Source organism: Burkholderia sp. NLJ2 (genome assembly GCF_049487195.1).
Lineage (GTDB): Bacteria > Pseudomonadota > Gammaproteobacteria > Burkholderiales > Burkholderiaceae > Burkholderia > Burkholderia pyrrocinia.
This window is the reverse complement of record NZ_CP137808.1, coordinates 1,427,048-1,452,010: the sequence shown is the minus strand read 5'-3', so window position 1 is coordinate 1,452,010 and position 24,963 is coordinate 1,427,048. Positions and strand designations below refer to the sequence as shown.

Genomic DNA, 24,963 nt, shown 5'->3' with positions numbered 1-24,963 from the left:
ATAAAACCATTATCGTCATCAGCACGTCATCGTACCGTGAGAGTTTCCGAGCGTCCTTTCGAATCATCGCCTGAATCACCCCCTACTCTGCCGATGTCCGTCCGTTACCCGCTTCTCAATCGTGAACTCGGCATCCTCGGTTTCAACGAGCGCGTGCTGGCCCAAGCAGCCGATCCGCAGGTTCCGTTGCTCGAGCGTCTTCGCTTCATCTGCATCACCAGCAGCAACCTCGACGAATTCTTCGAAGTCCGGATGGCCGGCATTCAGGAGCAGATCCGCGACAATCCCGGCGCGCTGACGCCCGACGGCATGTCGTTACAGCATGCTTACGATCTCGTCGTCGAACGCGCGCAACGGCTCGTCCATCGACAGTACACGATGCTGCACGAAACCGTGCTGCCCGCGCTCGAACAGGAAGGCATCTACTTCCATGCGAGCGACACGTGGAACGACGAGCAGCTCGAATGGGCGCGACGCTACTTCCTCGACGAACTGTTGCCCGTGCTGACGCCGATCGGCCTCGATCCGGCCCACCCGTTCCCGCGCGTGCTGAACAAGAGCCTGAACTTCGTCGTCGAGCTCGAAGGCCGCGACGCGTTCGGCCGCCAGGCCGTGATGGGCATCGTGCAGGCGCCGCGCGCGCTGCCGCGCGTGGTGCGCATGCCGCATGCGCTGTCGGGCTTCGAGCACGGCTTCGTGCTGCTGAGCTCGTTCATGCAGCGCTTCGTCGGCGAACTCTTCCCGCAACTCGTCGTGAAGAGCTGCAACCAGTTCCGCATCACGCGCAACAGCGAACTGTTCGTCGACGAGGACGAAATCACCAACCTGCGCGTCGCACTGCAGGGCGAACTGCCCGCACGTCACCTCGGCAACGCGGTGCGCCTCGAGGTGTCGGCCGACACGCCGACGCACATCGTGCGACGCCTGCTCGAGGAAAGCGAACTCGGCGACAAGGACTGCTATCGCGTGACCGGGTCGGTGAACCTCGTGCGCCTGATGCAGATTCCCGATCTCGTCGACCGCCCCGACCTGAAATTCGCGCCGTTCACCGCATCGACCCCGCCCGCGATTGCGAACGCGCCGACGATGTTCGATGCGATCGACGACGGCGACATCCTACTGCACCACCCGTACGAGAGCTTCCAGCCCGTGCTCGAACTGCTGCAGGAGGCCGCGAAGGACCCGAGCGTCGTCGCGATCAAGCAGACGATCTACCGCACCGGCACCGATTCGCCGCTGATGGACGCGCTGATGGAAGCCGCGCGCAACGGCAAGGAAGTGACCGTCGTTGTCGAGCTGCTCGCACGCTTCGACGAGGAAACCAACATCAACTGGGCGTCGCAGCTCGAAGCCGTCGGCGCGCACGTCGTGTACGGCGTGGTCGGTCACAAGTGCCACGCGAAGATGATGCTGATCGTGCGGCGCGTCGTGCAGGCCGGCAAGGCGACGCTGCGCCGCTACGTGCACCTCGGCACCGGCAACTACCACCCGCGCACGGCGCGCCTCTACACCGACTTCGGGCTGATGACGGCCGACCAGAAGATCTGCGAGGACGTCCATCACGTATTCCAGCAGTTGACCGGGATCGGCGGCGAACTCACGCTGCACGAGCTGTGGCAGTCGCCGTTCACGCTGCATCCGCGCATCATCGAAGCGATCCGCGCGGAGATCGACAATGCGCGTGCCGGCAAGCGCGCGCGCGTCGTCGCGAAAATGAACGCGCTGCTGGAGCCGACGGTGATCGCCGCGCTGTACGAAGCGTCGCAGGCCGGCGTGAAGGTCGACCTGATCGTGCGCGGCGTCTGCGCACTGAAGCCCGGCGTGCCGGGGCTGTCGGAAAACATCACGGTGCGCTCGATCGTCGGCCGCTTCCTCGAGCATCACCGGATCTACTATTTCCACGCGGGCGGTGCGGAAGACGTCTATCTGTCGAGCGCCGACTGGATGGACCGCAACCTGTTCCGCCGCGTCGAAGTCGCGTTCCCGATCCGCGAGCGCAAGCTCAAGCGGCGCGTGATCGCCGAAGGCCTGTCGGTATGTCTCGGCGACAACCAGTCGGCCTGGCAGATGCTCAGCGATGGTCATTACCGCCGGCGCCGCGCAGGCAAGACGATCCGCAACGCGCAGCTCGGGTTGCTCGCAAAGTTCTGCTCGTGAGCCTGCGGCGCGGCGCGAGTCGTGCGCCGCACGGCCAATAAAAAACGCAGCTCCGGCTGCGTTTTTTTGGACCTTGCATGCCGCCGCCCGCCGAACGGGCGACGACTGCCGTTACACGATCATGCCTCGTACGTGGCCGGCCGGATCGCGATGATGCGCGAGCCCGGGAACCGCGCGGTGAACGTGCTGCCGCGCCCTTCTTCGCTCTGCACGTACAGGTGCGCGTCGTGCCGCTGCAGCACGTGCTTGACGATCGCAAGCCCGAGCCCCGTGCCGCCCGTATCGCGCGAGCGGCTGCGGTCGACGCGATAGAAGCGCTCGGTCAGCCGCGGCAGGTCGGCGGCCGGAATACCGAAGCCGCTGTCCGTGACGGAAAACACGCCCTGCGCGCCTTCGCGGCGCCACGTCACGACGATCTTGCCGCCGTCCGGCGTATAGCGGATCGCGTTCGTGACGAGATTCGCGAACGCGCTGAACAACTCCGTCTGCGCGCCCGTGACGCCGAGCGTCTCGTCGATCGAGAACGCGATGTCGTGATGCCCGTTCGACAGCGTCTGCGCATCCTCCCTCAGATGGTCGAACACGGCGCGCATGTCGATCGCGCGATCGGCCGGAGGCTTGCTCTCGCCCTCCAGCTTCGCGAGCACCAGCAGGTCGGTCACGATGTGCCGCATCCGCGATGCCTGCTGCTCCATCATGTCGAGATAGCGCGCGCGGTCTTCCTCGTTCAGCGGCAGCTCGCGCATCGTCTCGAGGAAGCCCGACAGCACGGTGAGCGGCGTCTTCAATTCATGCGACACGTTCGCGACGAAGTCGCGCCGCATCGCATCGGTACGCTCGAGCTCGGTGATGTCCTGCGTCAGCAGCAGCTTGCGGTTCTCGCCGTACGGAAACACCTGCACGGCCAGCACGTTCTGCCGCGAGCCGCCCATGCCGCGCATCACGAGCGTCTCGTCGTAATGCTGCGCATTCAGGTAGCGGACGAATTCGGGATGGCGCACCAGGTTCGTGATGTGCTGGCGCAGGTCGCGCTTCGCATCGAGGCCGAAATGAACCTCCGCAATCTCGTTGCACCACTCGATCTGGTCGTGGTCGTCGAGCATCGCGACGCCGTTCGGCGAGGCCTGGATCGCCTGGATGAAACGCGAATGCTGCTGTTCGACCTGCCGCACCTGCGCATGCCACTGCTTCGCGAGCTTGTGCAGCCGGTAGTAGATCTCGCCCCAGATGCCCGGCGCGCTCGGCACTTCACCGTAGACGGGCGCATCGAGCAGCCGCCACAGACGCTGCGTATGGAAGGTACTGAAAAAGCCCTGTGCGATCAGCATCACGGCCACGAACACGAGGCCCGCGGTCGGGCCGGCGAAGACGCCGACCAATACGCCGATCAGCACGAGCAGCACGAGCGACACCAGAAAGCGCGCCCAGATGATGTTCATGATTCAGCGCCCGAAAGAATGAGCGGCATGCCGTGGCACACGGCATGTCCGGATACGTTACGCGTGCTTGGCGAGCCGGTAGCCGCTGCCGCGCACGGTCTCGATCATCGCATCGCAGCCTGCCGGTTTCAAGGCCGCGCGCAATCGTTTGATGTGCACGTCGACGGTTCGCTCTTCGACGAACACGTGGTCGCCCCACACCTGGTCGAGCAGTTGCGTGCGGCTGTGCACACGCTCCGGATGCGTCATGAAGAAATGCAGCAGGCGGAATTCGGTCGGGCCGAGATCGAGCTTGATCTCGCTGCCTTCCGCATGCGCGGCGACCCGATGCGTGGCCGGGTCGAGGCGCAGCCCGTTGATCGACACGACATCCTCGGTCAATTGCGGCGCGCGACGGCGCAGCACGGCCTTGATGCGCGCCATCAGTTCCTTCGGCGAGAACGGCTTCGTCACGTAGTCGTCCGCACCGATCTCGAGGCCGAGCACCTTGTCCTGCTCGTCGCCGCGTGCGGTCAGCATGATGATCGGGATGTGTTTGGTCCGTTCGTTGTTGCGCAGGTCGCGCGCGAACGCGATACCGGACTTGCCCGGCAGCATCCAGTCGAGCAGCACGAGATCGGGCAGCACGTCGCTGATCAGGTTCTGCGCCTGTTCGGCGTTGTACGCGCGGATCGGGCAGTGACCGGCGTGCTGGAGATTCACCGAGATCAGTTCGGAAATCGCGGGCTCATCTTCAACGACGAGAATGTTGCTGGGCATCGGCACCTCTTTTCTTCCTGTACGTGGTGGCGTTAACTGTTGGCTTCGCGATCGAGCGTGTCGCGCGGCTGGTGCCGGACGTCCGTGCCCTTCACGATGTAGATGATGAATTCGGCGATGTTCTTCGCGTGGTCGCCGATCCGTTCGATCGCCTTCGCGATGAACAGGTATTCGAGGCCGACCGAGATCGTGCGCGGATCTTCCTGCATGTACGACACGAGCTTGCGCACGAACGCGCGGAATTCCAGGTCGATTTCCTTGTCGTCCTTGACGATCTGCGCGGCGGCCACCGTGTCGAGGCGCGCGAACGCGTCGAGCGCGCGGCGCAGGATCGTCACGGCCATCTCGCCCGACACCTTGATCTCGGCGATGTTGACCGTGCGTGCGGCCGGCTCGTCGACCAGGCGGCGCACGCGCTTCGCGATCTTCTCGGCTTCGTCGCCGGCGCGTTCGAGGTTCGTAATCGTTTTCGAAATCGACATCAAAAGACGCAGGTCGCGCGCGGCAGGCTGCCTCCGCGCGATGATGTTGCCGCATTCCTGGTCGATGTCGACTTCCATCGCGTTCAGCGTTTCCTCGGCCGTGATCACCTTCTCGGCCGCTTCGCGATCGAATTCGTTGAGTGCGTGCATCGCGCCGACGATCTGCGACTCGACGAGCCCGCCCATTTCCAGCACTTTCGACGACACGGCATTCAGGTCCGCGTCGAACTGGCTCGACAGATGTTTATCCGACATGGCTGTTGTTCTCCGTCATCAGCCGAAGCGGCCGGTGATGTAGTCTTCCGTTTCCTTGCGCACCGGCTTGATGAAGATCTTTTCGGTTTCGCCGAACTCGATCAGCTCGCCCAGGTACATGTAGGCCGTGTAATCCGAGCAGCGTGCGGCCTGCTGCATGTTGTGCGTGACGATCACGACCGTGTAGTCGCTCTTCAGCTCCGCGATCAGTTCCTCGATGCGGCCCGTCGAGATCGGGTCGAGCGCCGAGCACGGTTCGTCGAGCAGCAGCACTTCCGGACGGATCGCGATGCCGCGCGCGATGCACAGACGCTGCTGCTGGCCGCCCGACAGGCCGTAGCCGCTCTGGCCCAGCTTGTCCTTCACTTCGTTCCACAGCGCGGCCTTCGTGAGCGCCCACTCGACGCGGTCGTCCATTTCCGAGCGCGTGAGCTTTTCGAACATCTTCACGCCGAACGCGATGTTGTCGTAGATCGACATCGGGAACGGGGTCGGCTTCTGGAACACCATGCCGATGCGCGCGCGCAGCAGCGAGATGTCGCGCTTCGTCGTCAGCAGGTTCTCGCCGTCCATCAGGATTTCGCCTTCGGCGCGCTGCTCCGGATAGAGCGCGAACATCTTGTTGAACGTGCGCAGCAGCGTCGACTTGCCGCAGCCCGACGGGCCGATGAACGCCGTCACCTTCCCGTCGGGAATGCGCAGGTTGATGTTCTTCAGCGCATGGAACTTGTTGTAGAAGAAGTTGAGGTTATTGACCTCGATCTTCGCGTTCAGCGGCGCGAGCGGGCGGCCGTGCGCCGCGTCTTGCGTGCCGGCGGGCGCTGCGGTGCGCTCGACGGGGTTCAGGTGGCTTTCTGCCATATTCATCGGATCGCTCCGCCGTTACTTTTTCGAGAAGATCGAGCGCGCCAGGATGTTGAGTCCGAGCACCCCGAGCGTAATCAGGAACACGCCCGCCCACGCGAGCGACTGCCATTCCGCGAACGGGCTCATCGCGAACTTGTAGATCGTGACGGGCAGGTTCGCCATCGGCTGGCTCATGTCCCACGAGAAGAACTGGTTCGACAGCGCGGTGAACAGTAGCGGCGCCGTTTCGCCGGCGATCCGCGCAACCGCCAGCAGCACGCCCGTGATGATGCCGCCCACCGAGGCGCGCAGCGTGATCTTCAGCACCATTCGCCACTTCGGCGTGCCGAGCGCGAAGGCTGCTTCGCGCAGCGCGTTCGGCACGAGCTTCAGCATGTTCTCGGTCGTGCGGATCACGATCGGAATCTGCAGCAGCGCGAGCGCGATCACGCCGGCCCAGCCCGAGAAGCGCCCCGACTTCGCGACGACAAGCGCGTACACGAACAGGCCGATGACGATCGACGGCGCGGACAGCAGGATGTCGTTGATGAAGCGGATCGTGCTCGCCAGCAGGTTCTTCTGCCCGTACTCGGCCAGATAGACGCCCGCAAGGATGCCGATCGGCGTGCCGACCAGCGTGCCGAAACCGCACAGCAGCAGGCTGCCGACGATCGCGTTCGCGAGACCGCCGCCTTCGGTGTTCGGTGCCGGCGTCGATTCGGTGAACAGCTGCAGCGACAGGCCGCCGATACCGAGGTGCAGCGTCGTGTACAGGATCCACACGAGCCACACCAGGCCGAATGCCATTGCGCCGAGCGATGCGGCGAGCGCGATCGCGTTGACGACCTTGCGCTTGCGCTGCAGGCGCTCGCGCATCGCTTCGAGCACGGCGCCGTTCGGCCCCGGGAAATTCATGATGGGCTCGCTCATTTCTTGCCCTCTCCCTTCTCGAGACGAAGCAGCAGCAGTTTGGAGATGGACAGCACGATGAACGTGATCACGAACAGGATCAGGCCCAGTTCCATCAGCGCGGACGTATGCAGGCCCGGTTGCGCTTCCGCGAATTCGTTCGCGAGCGCCGACGTGATGCTGTTGCCCGGCGCGAACAGCGACACGCTGTCGAGCAGGTTCGTGTTGCCGATCACGAACGTCACGGCCATCGTTTCGCCGAGTGCGCGGCCGAGGCCGAGCATCACGCCGCCGATCACGCCGGTCTTCGTATAGGGCAGCACGACCTTCCACATCACTTCCCAGGTCGTGCAGCCGATCCCGTATGCCGATTCCTTCAGCAGCACGGGCGTGACCTCGAACACGTCGCGCATCACCGATGCGATGTACGGGATGATCATGATCGCGAGAATCACGCCGGCCGCGAGGATGCCGATGCCGATCGGCGGGCCGGACGTCAGCGGCCCGAGCACCCACACGTCCTTGAGCAGATGGCCGAGCGGCTTCTGGAAGTATTCGGCGAAGATCGGCGCGAACACGAGCAGCCCCCACATGCCGTACACGATCGACGGAATCGCGGCGAGCAACTCGATCGCGATGCCGAGCGGACGGCGCAGCCACACGGGCGACAATTCGGTGAGGAACAGTGCGATGCCGAAACTGACGGGCACCGCGATGACGAGCGCAATGACCGACGTCACGATCGTGCCGTAGATCGGCACGAGTGCGCCGTAGATGTCCGAGTTGGGATCCCACTCGGATTGCCACAGGAAGCCGAGGCCGAACTTCTGGATGGTCGGCATCGACGCAATGATCAGGGAAACGATGATCCCGCCCAGCAGCAGCAGGGTCACGATCGCGGCGAGCCGTGCGAGGCCGCCGAACACAACGTCCCCGAGACGGCTCGGCGCGCGTTGCGATGAACCGTCGGCAGACCGTGAGGACGTATAGGAAATATCAGACATGGGTGCCTGCTTTTGAGTGCCGGGCGCCGTAACGCCCGGCTTTACCGCACACACTGCCCGACCGGCGCGGCCGGGCAGCGAACCGCTGCAATGCTTACTCGGCGGCGACCGGCTTGCCCGATGCGTCCGTCACCTTCGCCTTCCACTGCTTGCGGATTTCCGTCTCGACCGTCGACGGCAGCGAGATGTAGTCGAGGCTGTCGGCTGCCTTCTCGCCATTCTTGAACGCCCAGCTGAAGAACTTCAGCGTTTCCGCGCCCTGCTCCGGCTTCTCCTGCTTCGCGTGCAGCAGCACGAACGTCGCGCCGACGACCGGCCATGCTTCCTTGCCCGGCTGGTTCGTCAGGATCTGGTAGAACGACTTCGACCAGTTCGCGCCGGCGGCTGCAGCCTTGAACGTTTCCGCCTTCGGCTCGACCACCGTGCCCGTCGAGTTCTTCAGCGCGGTGTAGGTCATGTTGTTCTTCTTCGCGTACGCCCATTCGACGTAGCCGATCGCGCCCGGCAGGCGCTGCACGAAGGCTGCGACGCCGTCGTTGCCCTTGCCGCCCGTGCCCGTCGGCCAGTTGACCGTCGTGCCTTCGCCGATCTTCGACTTCCACTCGTCGTTGACCTTCGACAGGTAGTTCGTCCAGATGAAGCTCGTGCCCGAGCCGTCAGCGCGGCGAACCACGGCGATGTCCGTATCCGGCAGCTTGACCTTCGGGTTCAGCGCGGCGATCGCCGGGTCGTTCCACTTCTTGATCTTGCCGAGGTAGATGTCGCCGAGCACCGGGCCCGACAGCGTCAGTTCACCGGCCTTCACGCCCGGGACGTTGACGACCGGCACCACGCCGCCCACCACCGTCGGGAACTGGAACAGGCCTTCCTTCGCGAGCTCGTCATCCTTCAGCGGAGCGTCCGAACCGGCAAAATCGACCGTCTTCGCGACGATCTGCTTCAGGCCGCCCGACGAACCGATACCCTGGTAGTTGACCTTCGAACCGCCGGACTGCTGGTAGTCGGCAGCCCATTTCGTATAGATCGGCATCGCGAACGTGCTGCCTGCGCCCGTGATGTCGGCAGCTTGCGCGGCAACGGCGAAAAGCGCGCCAGCCAGGCCGGCAATCGCGGTTTGCATCAATTTCATGAGACCTCCAGTGTGTGAGCGGATGACTACGGCACCGCGAAGGTTAGGGGCTCCTCATGACGGTAATGTGACAATCGATGAAACTGGCGTGACAGTAACATGACTGGTTGAAAGGGAGTATTGGGTGCGGCGCGGGCGGTGCCCGGGCGGCACCGGAACGGCGTTGGCGGCAAGAATTGCCGGCCTGGCGAGGACGGGGCAGACACCCGTTTTCGGGTGCGCCGGCGGATCGTAGCGCAGCGTCTACGGCACGGGAAGCCCCTGCCCACGATGGGCGCAATATCGGGGGTCGGAAGAAATCTTCGGTCAGGCGATGCGTGGTCGACGCGACACGCTATAGGTATCGCAAACCTTTGCGTCTGACGAAATTGCGGCGCCCCGAAGGCGCCGCATGCCGGTTCACCGGAGAGCCGGCGCGCGGGCGGCAGGACCGCCGCGCGCCGATACTATGCGTCAGGTCGTCGCCGCGCGCACCGCGTCGGCAATCGTCTCCGCATGGCGGACTGCATCGGCCGCCTGCTCCGCTTCGACCATCACGCGCAGCACGGGCTCGGTGCCCGATGCGCGGATCAGCACGCGGCCGCTGCCGGCGAGCGCGGCTTCGGCTGCATCGATCGCAGCGCGAATCGACGTGCTGCCCTTCCAGTCGGCGCCCGGCTTCATCCGCACGTTGATCAGCTTCTGCGGGAACAGCGTGACGCCATCGAGCATCTGCGCGAGCGTTCGGCCGCTGCGCTTCAGCGCGGCGAGCACGAGCAGCGCCGACACGATGCCGTCGCCGGTCGAGTGCCGGTCGAGCGACAGGATGTGGCCCGAGCCTTCCGCGCCGAGCTGCCAGCCGTGCTCGCGCAACTGCTCGAGCACGTAGCGGTCGCCGACTGCTGCGCGGACGAACTTCACGCCGTCGCGCTGCAGCGCGACTTCGACGGCGAGGTTCGTCATCAGCGTGCCGACCGCGCCTTCGACCTTGCCGTCGGTCGCGATCCGGTCCTTCACGAGTACATAGAGGAGCTCGTCGCCGTTGTACAGGCGCCCGGTCGCATCGACGACCTGCAGGCGGTCCGCATCGCCGTCGAGCGCAATGCCGAGATCGGCGTGGTTCGCACGCACCGCGCGCACCAGTGCGTCGGGCGCCGTCGCGCCAACGCCGTCGTTGATGTTGAAGCCGTTCGGCGCGACGCCGATCGGAATCACGTCCGCGCCGAGTTCGTGGAACACGTGCGGTGCGATCTGGTACGCGGCACCATGCGCGCAATCGATCACGAGCTTCAGCCCGCGCAGGTCGAACGCGGCCGGGAACGTGCTCTTGCAGAACTCGATGTAGCGGCCGGCTGCGTCGTCGAGGCGGCGCGCCTTGCCGAGGCCGTCGGACGACGCGCATTCGAGCGGCTTGTCGAGCCACGCTTCGATCGCGGCTTCGGTGTCGTCGGGCAGCTTGTTGCCGTCAGCGGAGAAAAACTTGATCCCGTTGTCGTGATACGGGTTGTGCGACGCGCTGATCACGACACCGGCCGACAGGCGCAGCGCGCGCGTCAGATACGCGACGCCCGGCGTCGGCATCGGGCCGGCCAGCATCACGTCGACGCCGGCCGCCGAGAAACCGGCCTCGAGCGCGGCTTCGAGCATGTAGCCCGACACGCGCGTGTCCTTGCCGATCAGCACAGTCGGACGCGAGCCTGCCGCGACGTCGGCCGAGCTGGTCAGCACCTTGCCGGCCGCGTAGCCGAGGCGCAATACGAAATCCGGCGTGATGGGCGCCTCGCCCACCGTGCCGCGAATGCCGTCCGTGCCGAAATATCGACGTCCCATAGCGAATCTTCCTCCTTCGTCTTCTGACTTATCGTTGCCGCGCGGCTTCGCGCACGGCATTCCACACTTTCAGTGCATCGACCGTCGCCGCGACGTCGTGCACGCGCACGATCGCCGCACCGCGCTCGACCGCGCACAACGCGGCTGCCACGCTCGCCGCGACGCGCTCCATCGGCGGCTTGCCGCCGATCACCGCGCCGAGCATCGACTTGCGCGACATGCCCGCGAGAATCGGATAAGCGCGCCCGTCGGGCCGCGCGGGCGTCGTGTCCGGCAACGCGGCCAGCAGCGCATAGTTGTCTTCGACGACCGCCTTGCCGAACCCGAATCCGGGATCCACGCAGATCCGCTCCGGCGCAACGCCCGCGTCGCGCAGTGCCTGCGCGCGCGCGGCGAGAAACTCGCGCACGTCGGTCACGACGTCGTCGTAGTCGGGCTCGCCGACCTGCATCGTCTGCGGCTCGCCGAGCATGTGCATCGCGCACAACCCGCAGTTGCCGTCGCGCACCGCGTCGATCGCGCCCGGCTGGCGGAACCCCCAGATGTCGTTGATCAGGTCCGCGCCGGCGGCCAGCGCCGCGCGCATCACGGCCGGCTTGTAGGTGTCGATCGACAGCGGCACGTTCAGCGGTCGCAGCGCCTCGACGAGCGGAATCACGCGCGCCAGTTCCTCGTCGAGCGGCACGGGTGGCGCGCCGGGGCGCGTCGATTCGCCACCGATATCGAGGAGGTCCGCGCCCTCGGCGATCATCCGCTCGGCCTGGCGCAGCGCATCGTCACGCGCGAGGAAGCGGCCGCCGTCGGAGAACGAATCGGGCGTGGCGTTGAGAATGCCCATCACGAGCGGGCGCTCGAACGTCAGTGCGAAGCGGCCGCACTGGAGCGGCGCGGGAATGGATGGAGAAACAGCAGAATCGGACACGAGCGACTGACGTGGATGAATGCAAAACGGGCCGGTGTGAAGCCACACCAGCCCGTGAACGGTGCTAAAGCGGAGGTTATGCCGCCGGCGAAGCAGGCGCCGGCGCGGTGCCGGGCTTGACCTCGGCGCTGCTGCCACCGCCCGACGAATCGCCGCCGACTGCCGGCGAGCTCTTCGGCGAGCGCGGCGGACGGCCTTCCATGATGTCGTTGATCTGATCGGCGTCGATCGTCTCCCACTCCATCAGCGCGGCCGTCATCGCTTCGACCTTGTCGCGGTTTTCGTCCAGCAGGCGCCGCGCGAGGTTGTACTGATCGTCCAGCACGCGGCGGATTTCCGAATCGACCTTCTGCTGCGTCGCTTCCGAAATCGTGCGCGTGAAGCCGCGGCCGAACGGCGACGCATCGTTTTCGTCGTCGACGTAGACCATCGGTCCGAGCGCATCGGTCATGCCGAAGCGGGCGACCATCGCGCGCGCCGTCTGCGTTGCCTTGTTGAAGTCGTCCGATGCGCCGGTGCTGACGAGATTCATGAACAGCTCTTCCGCCACCCGGCCACCGAACAGGATCGCGAGGCGGTCCAGCAGGTAGTCCTTCGAGTACGTTTCGTTGTCATGCTCCGGCAACTGCCACGTGACACCCAGTGCTCGGCCGCGCGGGATGATCGTGACCTTGTGCACGGGGTCGGCCTTCGGCAGCAGCTTCGCGACCACCGCGTGGCCCGACTCGTGGTAAGCGGTCGCGCGCTTCGCTTCTTCGCGGATCACGGCCGACTTGCGCTCCGGACCCATGAAGATCTTGTCCTTCGCGTCCTCGAAATCCTGCATCTCGACGATGCGCTTGCCGCGGCGTGCGGCGAACAGCGCAGCCTCGTTCACGAGGTTCGCGAGATCGGCGCCCGAGAAGCCCGGCGTGCCGCGTGCGATGACTGCCGCGTCGACGTCGTTCGCGATCGGTACCTTGCGCAGGTGCACGCGCATGATCTGTTCGCGGCCGCGGATGTCCGGCAGACCGACGTAGACCTGGCGGTCGAAACGGCCCGGACGCAGCAGCGCCTTGTCGAGCACGTCGGAACGGTTGGTCGCGGCGATCACGATCACGCCCGAGTTCGCCTCGAAGCCGTCCATCTCGACGAGCATCTGGTTCAGCGTCTGCTCGCGTTCGTCGTTGCCGCCGCCCATGCCGGCGCCGCGATGACGGCCGACCGCGTCGATTTCGTCGATGAACACGATGCACGGTGCATGCTTCTTCGCCTGCTCGAACATGTCGCGCACACGGGCCGCGCCGACGCCGACGAACATTTCGACGAAGTCAGAACCCGAGATGCTGAAGAACGGCACCTTCGCTTCACCCGCGATCGCGCGAGCGAGCAGCGTCTTACCGGTACCCGGCGGGCCGACGAGCAGCACGCCGCGCGGAATGCGGCCACCCAGCTTCTGGAATTTCTGCGGATCGCGCAGGAAGTCGACCAGCTCGGACACTTCTTCCTTCGCTTCGTCGCAGCCCGCGACGTCGGAGAAGTTCACCGCGTTGTTGTTCTCGTCGATCAGCCGCGCTCGCGACTTGCCGAACGAGAAGGCACCGCCTTTGCCGCCGCCCTGCATCTGCCTCATCATGTAGAACCAGAACACGATGATCAGGATCGTCGGCCCGAGGTAGTACAGCGCGGACATCAGCGCGTTCGGCTCGTCGTCGGCCTTGCCGCTGACCTGCACGCCGTACTTCATCAGATCGCCGACCATCCAGATGTCGCCGGGCGACACGATCTGGTATTTCTGGCCATCAGCCGGAGTGACGGTGAGGTTGCGCCCCTGAACGATGACGTTCTTGACCTTGCCGTTCTTGGCGTCGTCCATGAACTGCGAATAGGACACGCCTTCCTGAACGCGGGGCTTGTCGAACTGCTTGAACACCGTAAACAGCACCAGTGCGATCACTAGCCACACCGCTGCCTTCGAAAACATATTGTTGTTCAAAGCACCACTCCTTCACTCGTAGACGAGCGCCTACATTTTCCTTGCGGCGCCCCTCGGTCATTCTAATCCAGTCCGACCACCCTCGCCATAAGCATTGACAACCGCCGCGATAGCGCTTCGCTTGTCTGGCAAGGGCCGGAGCCCGTTTCCGGCACTCCGCTCCGCGTCAGCGCGGATGCTTCAGATGCCGACCCAAAATGAACGTTTCGGACGATTTGTCGCGGGACGCCTTGGGCTTGCGCGGCGCGACGGTCTTAAACTGCTGTTTGAATTTCTCGACGATCTGGCTGTAGCCGCTGCCGTGAAAGCATTTCACGAGCAACGCACCGTCCGGCTTCAGATGGTTCTGCGCGAATTCGAGCGCCAGATCGCAGAGATGCTCGATGCGCGCCGCGTCCGCCGAGGCCACGCCGGAGAGGTTGGGGGCCATGTCCGAAATAACAAGGTCTACCGCGCGCCCTTCGAGCACTTCCTCGAGCTGGTGCAGGACTTCGTCCTCGCGGAAGTCGCCCTGGATGAAGTGGACGTCGGCGATGGGCTCCATCGGCAGCAGGTCGAGCGCGATGATCGTGCCGTCGATGCCGCCTTCGCGCTCGGTGTCGCGCTTCTTGCCCTGCGCGAGCTTGTTGCGGGCATACTGGCTCCAGCTGCCCGGCGTCGCGCCGAGATCGACGATCACCTGGCCCGGACGGACCAGCTTGTCCTGCTCGTCGATTTCCTTCAGCTTGTACGCGGCACGCGCGCGATAGCCCTCCCGCTGCGCCATTTTGACGTACGGGTCGTTGATGTGGTCGTGCAGCCAGTGCTGGTTAAAGCGGTTTTTTGCCATTCGAGAGAGAGATTGCTGCCATTTGCTTCGTGAAGCCGCGCTTTTAGCGGATAATACGCGTCTTCTTCGCGCGGCTGCGGCCCCTTTTCAGGCCCAAGCCGCGATTTTACGTGGTTTCGGCGCACGGCTGACGCGGTAACTTCCCGCGATCGTTTTTCAGGCCGCGTGCCCCTATTTAGATTTCGACATTTCCATGCCCGCCCTTTCGCTTTCTCCCGCCGAGCGCTCCGCGCTGCGCTCCCAGGCCCATGCGCTCAAGCCCGTCGTGCTGATCGGCGCCGAAGGGCTGACCGACGCCGTGCTGAAGGAAATCAAGGTGCACCTCGCCGCGCACCAGCTCATCAAGATCCGCGTGTTCGGCGACGAACGCGACGAGCGCGTCGCGATCTACGACGAGATCTGCGACCGCCTGAGCGCGGCGCCGATCCAGCACATCGGCAAGCTGCTGGTGATCTGGAAACCCGAGGCCGCCGCGGCGGCTCCGGCCCGCGGCCGTCGCGCCGGCACGCTGCCGAGCGCGGCCGAAGCCGTCGACGACAGGAAAGGCCGCGCACCGCGCACGGTCAAGGTCGTCAAGGTGTCGCCGAACGCGAGCCCCGTGCGTCGCCCGAAGCCGACGAAGGTCGTCGTGCGCGGCAACGAGCGCGTGACGGCGGGCGGCAACGTGAAGCGCGCGAAAAAGCGCCAGGCAAGCACCAAGCGGCCGTTCCAGGACAAGTAAAACGCGTCCGCGGCACGGGTCACACCGTGCCGCGCTGCCCGCTCGGCGCTCAGGCGTCGCGCGCCGGCAGACGCCAGATCAGCATCAGCCCCAGCACGCTCTCGACGAGATAGAACACGCTCGAGACGCCGTGCAGCATCCCGAAGCGGCTCGCATATGGCGAGTTCGCGATATCGGTGCCCGCCTCCATCGCGGCCACCCGCAGCGCGTTCATGAACGGCTGCAGCGCGAAATACCCGACCAGCACGCACACGACCATCGCGGCGACGATCCAGCGCACGCGGCGATATTCGCTGCTGCCGCGCCGCACCTGCTGGTTCGACAACGCGAGCAGCAGCACGCCGCACACGACACCGAGGATCGCCTCGATACGAAACAGCTGGGCGGCGACCGAACCGGCCGTCATCCGCTCCAGCGTCTTGAACAGCACGGGCGCGACCGCATACCCGATCGTCAGCAGGCTGCCGACCCACACGGCCGACAGCAGACGGAACACGCGATGCGGCATCACGTCGCCCCGCTTCAGATGTAGCTGACCGAGATGATTTCGTATTCGCGCACGCCGCTCGGCGCCTGCACGGCCGCGACGTCGCCTTCCGACTTGCCGATCAGTGCGCGCGCGATCGGCGAGCTGACCGAGATCAGGCCGTGGTCGATATCGGCTTCGTCGTCGCCGACGATCTGGTACTTGACGGTGTCGCCCGACTCGAGATCCTCGAGTTCGACCGTCGCGGCAAACACCACGCGGCCATCGGCGTCGAGCACCGTGGGATCGATGATTTGCGCGGCGGACAGCTTCGATTCGAGTTCTGCGATGCGACCCTCGATGAAGCCCTGCTTTTCCTTCGCGGCATCGTATTCGGCGTTTTCGGACAGATCGCCCTGTGCGCGGGCCTCCGCGATCGCGTTGATCACGGCCGGCCGCTCGACGGACTTGAGGCGCTGCAATTCATCGCGCAGTTGCCCCGCGCCACGCTTTGTCAACGGAATGGTGCTCATATACGGCTCAATCGCTAAAAACGGCTTTAAAAAAAATCACCGCGATTAAGCGCGTTTCCGATGAACCGGAAACACCGCCTAATCGCGGCACGTATTGCTTCAACAGGAAACTGACTGCTTAGTTTAGGCGAGCGTGAAGACCTTGTAAATCATAGACTTCCAGATCCTTCAGGTAGCGCAAGCCTTCGACAGCCGCGCGCGCGCCCGACATCGTCGTGTAGTACGTGACCTTGTGCGCCTGCGCGCTCATGCGGATCGAACGCGAATCGGCGATCGCCTGGCGCGTCTCGTCGACCGTCGTGAACACGAGTGCGATCTCGCCGTTCTTGATCATGTCGACGATGTGCGGACGGCCGTCCTTCACCTTGTTCACGACCTTCACCGGCACGCCGGCCGCTTCGATCGCGGCAGCCGTGCCCTTGGTCGCGACGATCGGGTAGCCGAGGTCGTGTAGCATGCGCGCGACTTCGACCGCCTTCGGCTTGTCGGCGTCCATCACGGTCAGCAGCACCGTGCCCGACTCCGGCAGGCGCGAACCGGCCGCGAGCTGCGACTTGAACAGCGCTTCGCCGAACGTCTGGCCCACGCCCATCACTTCGCCGGTCGAGCGCATTTCAGGCCCGAGGACCGGATCGACGGTCGGGAACTTCACGAACGGGAACACGGCTTCCTTCACGCTGAAGTACGGCGGCTCGACTTCCTTCGTCACGCCCTGCTGCGCGAGCTTCTGGCCGACCATCGCGCGCGCCGCGATCTTCGCGAGCGGCAGGCTGGTCGCCTTCGACACGTACGGCACCGTGCGCGATGCGCGCGGGTTCACTTCGAGCACGTAGATGATGTCCTGCTTCGAACCGTCCGCCTGCGGCACCTGCTGGATCGCGAACTGCACGTTCATCAGGCCGACCACGTTCAGCGCCTTCGCCATCGCGCCCGTCTGGCGCTTCAGCTCGGCCACGGTTTCCTTCGACAGCGAGTACGGCGGCAGCGAGCATGCCGAGTCGCCCGAGTGGACGCCCGCCTGCTCGATGTGCTCCATCACGCCGCCGATGAACACGGCTTCGCCGTCGCAGATGCAGTCGACGTCGCACTCGATCGCGTCGTTCAGGAAGCGGTCGAGCAGCACCGGCGAATCGTTCGACACCTTCACGGCCTCGCGCATGTAGCGCTCGAGGTCGCGCGGCTCGTGGACGATTTCCATCGCGCGGCCGCCCAGCACGTACGACGGGCGCACGACCAGCGGATAGCCGATTTCCTCGGCGAGCTTGAGCGCTTCGTCTTCGGCGCGCGCGGTGCGGTTCGGCGGCTGGCGCAGGCCGAGGTCCTGCAGCAGCTTCTGGAAGCGTTCGCGGTCTTCGGCCGCGTCGATCATGTCCGGCGACGTGCCGACGATCGGCACGCCGTGCGCCTCGAGGTCGAGCGCGAGCTTCAGCGGCGTCTGGCCGCCGTACTGGACGATCACGCCGACCGGCTTTTCCTTGTCGACGATCTCGAGCACGTCTTCGAGCGTCAGCGGTTCGAAGTACAGGCGGTCGGACGTGTCATAGTCGGTCGACACCGTTTCCGGGTTGCAGTTGACCATGATCGTTTCGTAGCCGTCCTCGCGCATCGCGAGCGCCGCGTGCACGCAGCAGTAGTCGAACTCGATGCCCTGGCCGATCCGGTTCGGGCCGCCGCCCAGCACCATGATCTTCTTGTTGGTGGTCGGCTGCGCCTCGCACTCTTCCTCGTAGGTCGAGTACATGTACGCGGTTTTCGTCGCGAACTCGGCCGCGCAGGTGTCGACGCGCTTGTAGACCGGGCGCACGTTCAACTCGACGCGGCGCTTGCGCACGTCTTCCGGCGTCGCGCCGAGCAGCTTCGCGAGGCGGCGGTCGGAGAAACCGCTCTGCTTCACGTAGCGTAGCTCGTCGAACGTCAGCGACGCGAGCGTGCGGCCCGTAAGCGCCTTTTCCTTCAGGATGATCTGCTCGATCTGCTCGAGGAACCACGGGTCGATCGCGGTTTCCGCGAAGATTTCCTGGGCCGTCATGCCGATGCGGAATGCATCGCCCACGTACCAGATCCGATCCGGGCCCGGCTCGTGGATCTCGATCGCGATCTCGTCGCGGTTGGTCGACTTCTCGTCGAGACCGTCGACGCCGACTTCGAGGCCGCGCAGCGCCTTCTGGAACGATTCCTGGAACGTGCGGCCGATCGCCATCACTTCGCCGACCGATTTCATCTGCGTGGTCAGGCGCGAATCGGCTTCACGGAACTTCTCGAACGCGAAGCGCGGGATCTTCGTGACGACGTAGTCGATCGTCGGCTCGAACGATGCCGGCGTCTGGCCGCCGGTGATTTCGTTCTTCAGCTCGTCGAGCGTGTAGCCGACCGCCAGCTTCGCGGCGACCTTCGCGATCGGGAAGCCGGTTGCCTTCGATGCGAGCGCCGACGAACGCGACACGCGCGGGTTCATTTCGATGACGACCATGCGGCCGTCCTTCGGGTTGATCGAGAACTGCACGTTCGAGCCGCCCGTGTCGACGCCGATCTCGCGCAGCACCGCGAGCGATGCGTTACGCAGGATCTGGTATTCCTTGTCGGTGAGCGTCTGTGCCGGCGCGACCGTGATCGAGTCGCCGGTGTGCACGCCCATCGGGTCGAGGTTTTCGATCGAGCAGACGATGATGCAGTTGTCGGCGCGGTCGCGCACGACTTCCATCTCGTATTCCTTCCAGCCGAGCAGCGATTCCTCGATCAGCAGCTCGCGCGTGGGCGACAGGTCGAGACCGCGCCTGCAGATTTCCTCGAACTCTTCGCGGTTGTACGCGATGCCGCCGCCCGAGCCGCCGAGCGTGAACGACGGACGGATCACGACCGGGTAGCCGCTGCCGCCGGTGCCGGCCATGATCTCGGCGTGCACCTGGGTCGCTTCTTCCATCGAGTGCGCGATGCCCGACTTCGCGGAACCGAGACCGATCTTGGTCATCGCTTCCTTGAACTTCTGGCGGTCTTCCGCCTTGTCGATCGCCTCCGGCGACGCGCCGATCAGTTCGACGCCGAACTTCTCGAGCACGCCGTGGTGATGCAGGTCGAGCGCGCAGTTCAGCGCGGTCTGGCCGCCCATCGTCGGCAGGATCGCGTCCGGGCGCTCCTTCTCGATGATGCGCGCGACGACTTCCCACGTGATCGGCTCGATGTAGGTCACGTCGGCCGTATTCGGGTCGGTCATGATCGTCGCCGGGTTGCTGTTGACGAGAACGACCTTGTAGCCCTCCTCACGCAACGCCTTGCAAGCCTGCGCGCCCGAATAGTCGAACTCGCACGCCTGGCCGATGATGATCGGGCCGGCGCCGATGATGAGGATGCTTTTGATGTCTGTGCGTTTTGGCATGGCTTGTGAATTCAATAAGTAATCGTTGTCGTGGGTCGGCCGGCAGCGCTCAGCTCATGGTCGCGAGCGCGAGCTTCACCGAAAAACCGATGAACAGGCCGCCCACGCTGCTCGCCGCGCCTGCCGCAAGCTTGCGGCGGCGACGAAAGTGCTCGGCGAGCCGCGCCCCCGCGAAGATCAGCGTGCTCAGGTACAGGAAGCTCGCGCATTGCGCGATCGCCCCGAGCACGACGAACGACAGCGCGGGATGCGGGAATGCCGGGTCGACGAACTGGATGAAGAACGAGATGAAGAACAGGATCGCCTTCGGATTCAGCAGGCTCACGATCAGCGCCTTGCGGAAAGGCCGCTCGCCGTCGACCGCCTGCGGCGCCTCGGCGGGCGCGCCCGCCGGCGCGCGCAGCTTGCGCCACGCGCCGCGCAGCATGCCCGCGCCGATGTAGAGCAGATACGCGGCGCCGCCGTACTTGACGACGGAGAACAGCAGCGGATTCGCCTTCAGCAGCGACGCGACGCCCGCGGCGGACAGCACCATCAGCACCGTATCGCCGACGAACACGCCGCAGGCCGCGCGATAGCCGGCCTTCACGCCGCGCTGCGCCGCAAGCGACAGCACGTACATCGAGTTCGGCCCCGGCAGCAGGATGATGAAGATCACGCCGAACACGTAGGTCCAGATATCCGTGATGCCGAGTGCGTGGCCGAACATGATGCGAATCTCCCGTCCTTCGGTTGCGTCAGTTGCGTTAAGCGTTGCGCTGCTTCGCCGCGTCCATCAGCGCGGTGAAACGGTCGAACAGATAGCCGATGTCGTGCGGGCCCGGCGACGCTTCCGGGTGACCCTGGAAGCAGAACGCCGGCTTGTCGGTCAGCTCGAAGCCCTGCAGCGTGCCGTCGAACAGCGAGACGTGCGTCACGCGTGCGTTGGCCGGCAGTGAATCCGCGTCGACCGCGAAGCCGTGGTTCTGCGACGTGATCACGACCCGGCCGTCGCCGAGATCCTTCACCGGGTGGTTCGCGCCGTGGTGGCCCGTCTTCATCTTCAGCGTCTTCGCGCCGACCGCGAGGCCCATGATCTGGTGGCCGAGGCAGATGCCGAAGGTCGGCACGCCGAGCTCGATGAATTCCTTCGTGGCCGCGATCGCGTAATCGCACGGCTCCGGATCGCCGGGGCCGTTCGACAGGAAGATGCCGTCCGGATTCAGCGCGAGCGCATCGGCCGCGCTCGCCTGCGCGGGCAGCACCGTCACGTGGCAGCCGCGTTCCGCGAGCATGCGCAGGATGTTGTACTTGACGCCGAAGTCGTACGCGACGACGCGGTACTTCGGCGCTTCCTGCATGCCGTAGCCGCCTTCGAGGCGCCATTCCGTCTGCTTCCACTCGAACGGCTTGGTGGTCGACACGACCTTCGCGAGATCCATGCCCGCAAGGCCCGGGAACGAGCGCGCGAGTTCGATCGCCTTCGCCTCGTCGTCGGAACCGGCCAGGATGCAGCCGTTCTGCGCGCCCTTGTCGCGCAGGATGCGGGTCAGCTTGCGGGTATCGATCCCGGCGATCGCGACGACGCCTTCGTCGCGCAGGTAATCGCCGAGCGTGCGGTCCATGCGGAAGTTCGATGCGAGCGTGGGCAGATCACGGATGATCAGGCCGGCGGCATGGACTTTCGTGGCTTCGACGTCTTCGGCGTTGACGCCGACGTTGCCGATATGCGGGTAGGTGAGCGTAACGATCTGGCGCGCGTAGCTCGGATCAGTCAGGATTTCCTGATAGCCGGTGATCGCGGTATTGAACACGACTTCGCCGATCGTGTGGCCTTCGGCCCCGATCGAATAACCACGAAAGACCGTGCCGTCGGCGAGTGCAAGCAAGGCGGGAGAAAAAGACGGCAACACGGGAGGCTCCTTGGGGAACACCCTGCTGCCGACCTGTTTACCCTGCCGCGCGAGCGCCGCGCTGCGTGGGCGCGCGTGGTCGCTAGCTGGACGCGACCTGTGCTGTCGAGACGCGAACCCGGCGCGTGGCGCACGAGGCTTCGCGGCATCGCCCGGCAGGCGGCGTGCGGCGGATGAACGGGATGAAAGAGGTAGGCGCTAGGGTGCGAGGTTGATCAGCACAAACTTTCAAATTATAGCCCGAAAATGGCCTTATCTTCAATCGATATGGCCGTCCGACCATGCGCGCGCCGCCACCGGCAGCGCGGTACGGCAGCACGCGCGACGTGCTGCGGCCCCGTTTCCGCGGCCGCCCTGCCCCCAGCGTACCGCCGGATCAGTGCGCTTGACCAGCGCCGCGCGAGGGCCACACGTACCAGACTGCGCTCGCGAGCTGCAGCGCAAGCAGCACGCCCCACGCGGTGAAGTGCGCGGCAGACGGATAACGGCCGTCGACGGCGGGCCAGTGCGACAGCACCGCGCCGACACCGATCTGGAACGCAAAGATCAGCAGGAAGATCACCAGCGTGAGCGTCGTGTTCGCGCGGCCGATCAGATGAGCGGGAAAGTGCCCGGCCATCACCGCATAGGTCAGGATGCCGACGCCACCGAACATCCCGTATGCAGCCCACAGCACGGCCGGCGGCAACGGCACGCGCGCGACGATCGCGACCTGCGTCGCGACGAACAGCGCCATGCCGACACCGCAGAACGCATAGACGGACACGCCGCGCCGCTCGAGCACGCGCGCCGCGGCGCCGAAGCCGACGCAGCCGGCCATCATCGCGAAGCCGAGCACCGACACGAGGCGCGCGGCATGCGGCGCATCGAACCCCGCGACATCGCGCAGGTACGGCCCGACCCACAGCGACTGCATCGCGTAGAACACGCCCTGCGTCACGACCGAGAGCGACGAAATCTTCCAGAACGCGCGGCTGCTCAGGATGTGCCACGTGCCCTTGAACTGGCTGACGAGCCCGCCCTGGTGGCGCACCTGCTTCGCTTCGGGCGCGCCGAAGCCGATCGAGGCCGCGACGATCACCGTCAGCACCGCAAGGCCGAAACAGATCGCGCGCCAGTTCGTCCAGCCAAGCAGCCAGGTCAGCGGCGAACCGACCACGACGCCGCCGAGGCCGCCAACGGCCATCACGAGGCCGTTGACGAGCGGCAGCCGGCCGACCGGGAAATGCTGCGCGAGCGCCTTGAACGCCGCGCCGAGACACACCGACACGCCGACGCCGATCAGCAGCCGGCCGATCATCATCGTGCCGAGGCTGTGCGCGGTGCCGAACACGGCGGCGCCGGCCGCCGCGAACAGCAGCATGCCGGCCGTCACGCGGCGCGGGCCGAAATGATCGAGCATCACGCCGGCCGGGATCTGCGCGCCCGCGAAGCCGAGGAAATAAAGACTGGTGAGCAGGCCGAGATCGGCGGCCGACAACCCGAGCTCATGCGTGACGAACGGCGCGAAGCCCAGATTGACGCCGCGAAACACATACGACACGAAATACCCGATCGAAAACAGTGCGAGCACCCTCACCTGCACCGACGACATCGCTTCCCCTTGTTATATGAAGACGCTCGAAGCGGCGCCCGAGCGCCGCGCACAAACGAAAACGCCGTCACCTCGGTGACGGCGTTTCGTCGCAATTCGTCGGATGATAACGCAATCGCGCGACCCGGACCGGCCGCCCGCTGCGCTTTGCAGCCGCGTTACTTCTTCTTGCTCTTGTGCGCGGCGGCCTTCGCGGGTGCAGCCTTCGCCGATTTGGCCGCCGGCTTTGCCGCACCGCGCTTCGCGCCGTGCGACTTGCCGCCCACCGCCAGGCTTGCGCGCTCGATGTGCGCACTGCCGACCGAGGTCGCGATCCGCTCCGGACCGGGTTCCGCCGGCACCGAACGGCCAACCGGCACGTGCAGCACGAGCGCCTGGCCCGGCATCGCGAGATCGCGGTGCGTGCGGTTCCATGCCTTGAGCTGGCCGACCGATACGCCGTAGCGGCCGGCGATCGCCGCCATCGACTGCTTGCGGCGCACGCGGATCAGCATCTTGCGCGTGTCGGGTACGTCCGGCTCCATCGCGAGCGCGCCGTTTTCGGCGACGTCGGCGCTGATGTCCTCGTCGTCGTCATCGCCGCGCGGCACGACGATCGTCGAGCCCGGCTTCAGGCGCATGCCGGCCGGAATCTTGTTGACCGACATCAGCGTATCGGCGTCCACGCCGATCTTCTCGGCGATCGCAGCCGGCCGCGCACGTTCGCTGACCGTGTAGGTGGTCCACGTCGAAAGCTGGCCGTTGTATGCCTTCAGGCTCTTCTCGAACGCGGACGCGTTGTCGAACGGCAGCAGGATCTGCGGCTCGGTCGCGCCGAGGATCACCGGCTTCGAGAACGACGGGTTCAGCGAACGGAATTCGTCGAGCGACAGGTTCGCGAGCTTCGCGGCGACCGCGACGTCGATGTCGCGCGACGTCGTGACCGTCACGAAATACGGGTGGTTCGGGATGTCCGGCAGCGTCAGCCCGTACTGCTTCGGGCTCGCGATGATGTTCTTCACCGCCTGCAGCTTCGGCACGTAGTTGCGCGTCTCGTTCGGCATCCGCAGGCTCTGGTAGTCGGTCGGCAGGCCGGCCGCCTGGTTGCGCGCGATCGCGCGCTGCACGTTGCCTTCGCCCCAGTTGTACGCGGCCAGCGCCAGATACCAGTCGCCGAACATGTCATGCAGGCGCGACAGGTAGTCGAGCGCGGCGCTCGTCGACGCGAGCACGTCGCGGCGCTCGTCCTGCCACATGTTGCGCTTCAGGTTGTACGTGCGGCCCGTGCCGGGCATGAACTGCCACATGCCGGCCGCCTTCGCGACCGACAGCGCCTGCGGGTTGAACGCCGACTCGATGAACGGCAGCAGCGCGAGCTCGGTCGGCATGTGACGCGCCTCGAGTTCCTCGACGATGTGGTACAGGTACTTCTGCGAGCGCTCGGTCATGCGCTGCACGTAATCGGGACGCTGCGTGTACCAGGTCGTCTGCATGTCGACGAGGTCGCTCTGCAGGTCGGGCATCTGGAAGCCGCGACGGATGCGCCCCCAGAGATCGGAGTCCGCACTGGTCAGGTCGCCGACGGATTGCTTGTCGACGTCGACGGTTTCTTTGGCGGTGGCTGATTTACGGAGGTAGTTGGACGTCGCCTGCGAATCGGCGGCGTTGTCGGCGACAGGGGCCTGGCTCGCACAAGCGGCGAGTAGCAGGACCACCATCGCACTCAATATAAGTCGCATGAAAATCTCGGCTTCCGACGGCTGGAAATTGCTGGCGATACTACGGAAGTGCGTGCTTCACGTCAATAAAAACACCGAAAACTCAGCGAAATCCTACATTTGGAGCAATTTTTACAGACTCCGCTTGAGCTTTGGAGTCCTCCGGAAATGA

At 65.3% G+C, this 24,963-nt stretch carries 20 protein-coding genes; 2 read left to right on the top strand and 18 right to left on the bottom strand.

Going from position 1 to position 24,963, the window contains the following annotated elements:
* The first annotated feature begins 93 nt into the window (after positions 1 to 93).
* Complete coding sequence (gene ppk1, locus R9B84_RS06695) at positions 94 to 2,157, top strand: polyphosphate kinase 1 (protein WP_423759682.1); 2,064 nt, start codon at positions 94 to 96, stop codon at positions 2,155 to 2,157.
* A 119-nt stretch (positions 2,158 to 2,276) separates the two neighbouring features.
* On the opposite strand, the gene phoR is transcribed toward ppk1, so the two are convergent.
* The 11 genes from phoR to R9B84_RS06640 form a co-directional block, all read right to left on the bottom strand.
* Positions 2,277 to 3,596, bottom strand: coding sequence for a phosphate regulon sensor histidine kinase PhoR (gene phoR, locus R9B84_RS06690; protein ID WP_047900357.1), 1,320 nt, complete (start codon positions 3,594 to 3,596; stop codon positions 2,277 to 2,279).
* A 57-nt stretch (positions 3,597 to 3,653) separates the two neighbouring features.
* Positions 3,654 to 4,355 carry a phosphate regulon transcriptional regulator PhoB gene (phoB, locus tag R9B84_RS06685; RefSeq protein ID WP_027787869.1) on the bottom strand — a complete coding sequence of 234 codons (702 nt, stop codon included), beginning with the start codon at positions 4,353 to 4,355 and terminating at the stop codon, positions 3,654 to 3,656.
* Positions 4,356 to 4,387: 32 nt separating this feature from the next.
* The gene (phoU, locus tag R9B84_RS06680; RefSeq protein ID WP_047900356.1) at positions 4,388 to 5,092 is read right to left on the bottom strand and encodes a phosphate signaling complex protein PhoU; all 705 of its coding nucleotides are present in this window, start codon (positions 5,090 to 5,092) and stop codon (positions 4,388 to 4,390) included.
* An 18-nt stretch (positions 5,093 to 5,110) separates the two neighbouring features.
* Positions 5,111 to 5,959, bottom strand: a complete 849-nt coding sequence (pstB, locus tag R9B84_RS06675; protein ID WP_423759681.1) for a phosphate ABC transporter ATP-binding protein PstB — start codon at positions 5,957 to 5,959, stop codon at positions 5,111 to 5,113.
* Positions 5,960 to 5,974: 15 nt separating this feature from the next.
* Positions 5,975 to 6,868 (bottom strand): phosphate ABC transporter permease PstA, encoded by an 894-nt coding sequence (gene pstA / locus R9B84_RS06670; RefSeq protein WP_423759680.1) that lies wholly within the window; start codon positions 6,866 to 6,868, stop codon positions 5,975 to 5,977.
* Entirely contained in the window at positions 6,865 to 7,851 is a 987-nt protein-coding gene (gene pstC, locus R9B84_RS06665) for a phosphate ABC transporter permease PstC (RefSeq protein ID WP_423759679.1), read from the bottom strand. Before pstC ends, pstA begins: the two co-directional genes overlap by 4 nt.
* A 94-nt stretch (positions 7,852 to 7,945) precedes the next feature.
* A complete protein-coding gene (gene pstS, locus R9B84_RS06660; protein ID WP_423759678.1) occupies positions 7,946 to 8,980 on the bottom strand; it encodes a phosphate ABC transporter substrate-binding protein PstS in 1,035 nt (344 codons plus the stop codon).
* A gap of 453 nt (positions 8,981 to 9,433) precedes the next feature.
* A complete protein-coding gene (gene glmM, locus R9B84_RS06655) occupies positions 9,434 to 10,789 on the bottom strand; it encodes a phosphoglucosamine mutase (RefSeq protein ID WP_423759677.1) in 1,356 nt (451 codons plus the stop codon).
* Between the two features lie 28 nt (positions 10,790 to 10,817).
* On the bottom strand, positions 10,818 to 11,759 hold the full coding sequence (gene folP, locus R9B84_RS06650; RefSeq protein ID WP_423759676.1) for a dihydropteroate synthase: 942 nt from the start codon (positions 11,757 to 11,759) through the stop codon (positions 10,818 to 10,820).
* A gap of 28 nt (positions 11,760 to 11,787) precedes the next feature.
* The gene (ftsH, locus tag R9B84_RS06645) at positions 11,788 to 13,686 is read right to left on the bottom strand and encodes an ATP-dependent zinc metalloprotease FtsH (RefSeq protein WP_423759675.1); all 1,899 of its coding nucleotides are present in this window, start codon (positions 13,684 to 13,686) and stop codon (positions 11,788 to 11,790) included.
* Positions 13,687 to 13,852: 166 nt separating this feature from the next.
* The gene (locus R9B84_RS06640) at positions 13,853 to 14,515 is read right to left on the bottom strand and encodes an RlmE family RNA methyltransferase (protein WP_034183277.1); all 663 of its coding nucleotides are present in this window, start codon (positions 14,513 to 14,515) and stop codon (positions 13,853 to 13,855) included.
* Between the two features lie 193 nt (positions 14,516 to 14,708).
* Between R9B84_RS06640 and R9B84_RS06635 the strand changes: the two genes are divergently transcribed.
* Positions 14,709 to 15,236 carry a YhbY family RNA-binding protein gene (locus R9B84_RS06635; protein WP_423759674.1) on the top strand — a complete coding sequence of 176 codons (528 nt, stop codon included), beginning with the start codon at positions 14,709 to 14,711 and terminating at the stop codon, positions 15,234 to 15,236.
* A 49-nt stretch (positions 15,237 to 15,285) separates the two neighbouring features.
* On the opposite strand, the gene R9B84_RS06630 is transcribed toward R9B84_RS06635, so the two are convergent.
* From R9B84_RS06630 to R9B84_RS06600, 7 genes are all read right to left on the bottom strand, one after another.
* Positions 15,286 to 15,744: a DUF4149 domain-containing protein gene (locus R9B84_RS06630; protein WP_047900346.1), complete on the bottom strand. Its 459-nt coding sequence runs from the start codon at positions 15,742 to 15,744 to the stop codon at positions 15,286 to 15,288.
* Between the two features lie 14 nt (positions 15,745 to 15,758).
* On the bottom strand, positions 15,759 to 16,235 hold the full coding sequence (gene greA / locus R9B84_RS06625; protein WP_152855218.1) for a transcription elongation factor GreA: 477 nt from the start codon (positions 16,233 to 16,235) through the stop codon (positions 15,759 to 15,761).
* 118 nt (positions 16,236 to 16,353) lie between these two features.
* Positions 16,354 to 19,608, bottom strand: coding sequence for a carbamoyl-phosphate synthase large subunit (gene carB / locus R9B84_RS06620; protein ID WP_423759673.1), 3,255 nt, complete (start codon positions 19,606 to 19,608; stop codon positions 16,354 to 16,356).
* Positions 19,609 to 19,657: 49 nt separating this feature from the next.
* Entirely contained in the window at positions 19,658 to 20,317 is a 660-nt protein-coding gene (gene leuE / locus R9B84_RS06615; RefSeq protein WP_423759672.1) for a leucine efflux protein LeuE, read from the bottom strand.
* Between the two features lie 37 nt (positions 20,318 to 20,354).
* Positions 20,355 to 21,500, bottom strand: coding sequence for a glutamine-hydrolyzing carbamoyl-phosphate synthase small subunit (carA, locus tag R9B84_RS06610; protein WP_423759671.1), 1,146 nt, complete (start codon positions 21,498 to 21,500; stop codon positions 20,355 to 20,357).
* A gap of 376 nt (positions 21,501 to 21,876) precedes the next feature.
* On the bottom strand, positions 21,877 to 23,094 hold the full coding sequence (locus R9B84_RS06605) for an MFS transporter (protein WP_423759670.1): 1,218 nt from the start codon (positions 23,092 to 23,094) through the stop codon (positions 21,877 to 21,879).
* Positions 23,095 to 23,252: 158 nt separating this feature from the next.
* Entirely contained in the window at positions 23,253 to 24,812 is a 1,560-nt protein-coding gene (locus tag R9B84_RS06600) for a transglycosylase SLT domain-containing protein (protein WP_047900340.1), read from the bottom strand.
* Positions 24,813 to 24,963: the final 151 nt, after the last annotated feature.

What these genes read in the sequence shown, in the direction of transcription:
- greA (WP_152855218.1), bottom strand. Translation starts at nt 16,235, where the DNA reads ATGAGCACCATTCCGTTGACAAAGCGTGGCGCGGGGCAACTGCGCGAT.
- phoB (WP_027787869.1), bottom strand. Translation starts at nt 4,355, where the DNA reads ATGCCCAGCAACATTCTCGTCGTTGAAGATGAGCCCGCGATTTCCGAA.
- R9B84_RS06605 (WP_423759670.1), bottom strand. Translation starts at nt 23,094, where the DNA reads ATGTCGTCGGTGCAGGTGAGGGTGCTCGCACTGTTTTCGATCGGGTAT.
- ppk1 (WP_423759682.1), top strand. Translation starts at nt 94, where the DNA reads ATGTCCGTCCGTTACCCGCTTCTCAATCGTGAACTCGGCATCCTCGGT.
- pstC (WP_423759679.1), bottom strand. Translation starts at nt 7,851, where the DNA reads ATGTCTGATATTTCCTATACGTCCTCACGGTCTGCCGACGGTTCATCG.
- phoR (WP_047900357.1), bottom strand. Translation starts at nt 3,596, where the DNA reads ATGAACATCATCTGGGCGCGCTTTCTGGTGTCGCTCGTGCTGCTCGTG.
- R9B84_RS06635 (WP_423759674.1), top strand. Translation starts at nt 14,709, where the DNA reads ATGCCCGCCCTTTCGCTTTCTCCCGCCGAGCGCTCCGCGCTGCGCTCC.
- R9B84_RS06640 (WP_034183277.1), bottom strand. Translation starts at nt 14,515, where the DNA reads ATGGCAAAAAACCGCTTTAACCAGCACTGGCTGCACGACCACATCAAC.
- pstS (WP_423759678.1), bottom strand. Translation starts at nt 8,980, where the DNA reads ATGAAATTGATGCAAACCGCGATTGCCGGCCTGGCTGGCGCGCTTTTC.
- carB (WP_423759673.1), bottom strand. Translation starts at nt 19,608, where the DNA reads ATGCCAAAACGCACAGACATCAAAAGCATCCTCATCATCGGCGCCGGC.
- R9B84_RS06630 (WP_047900346.1), bottom strand. Translation starts at nt 15,744, where the DNA reads ATGCCGCATCGCGTGTTCCGTCTGCTGTCGGCCGTGTGGGTCGGCAGC.
- leuE (WP_423759672.1), bottom strand. Translation starts at nt 20,317, where the DNA reads ATGTTCGGCCACGCACTCGGCATCACGGATATCTGGACCTACGTGTTC.
- phoU (WP_047900356.1), bottom strand. Translation starts at nt 5,092, where the DNA reads ATGTCGGATAAACATCTGTCGAGCCAGTTCGACGCGGACCTGAATGCC.
- pstB (WP_423759681.1), bottom strand. Translation starts at nt 5,959, where the DNA reads ATGAATATGGCAGAAAGCCACCTGAACCCCGTCGAGCGCACCGCAGCG.
- R9B84_RS06600 (WP_047900340.1), bottom strand. Translation starts at nt 24,812, where the DNA reads ATGCGACTTATATTGAGTGCGATGGTGGTCCTGCTACTCGCCGCTTGT.
- glmM (WP_423759677.1), bottom strand. Translation starts at nt 10,789, where the DNA reads ATGGGACGTCGATATTTCGGCACGGACGGCATTCGCGGCACGGTGGGC.
- pstA (WP_423759680.1), bottom strand. Translation starts at nt 6,868, where the DNA reads ATGAGCGAGCCCATCATGAATTTCCCGGGGCCGAACGGCGCCGTGCTC.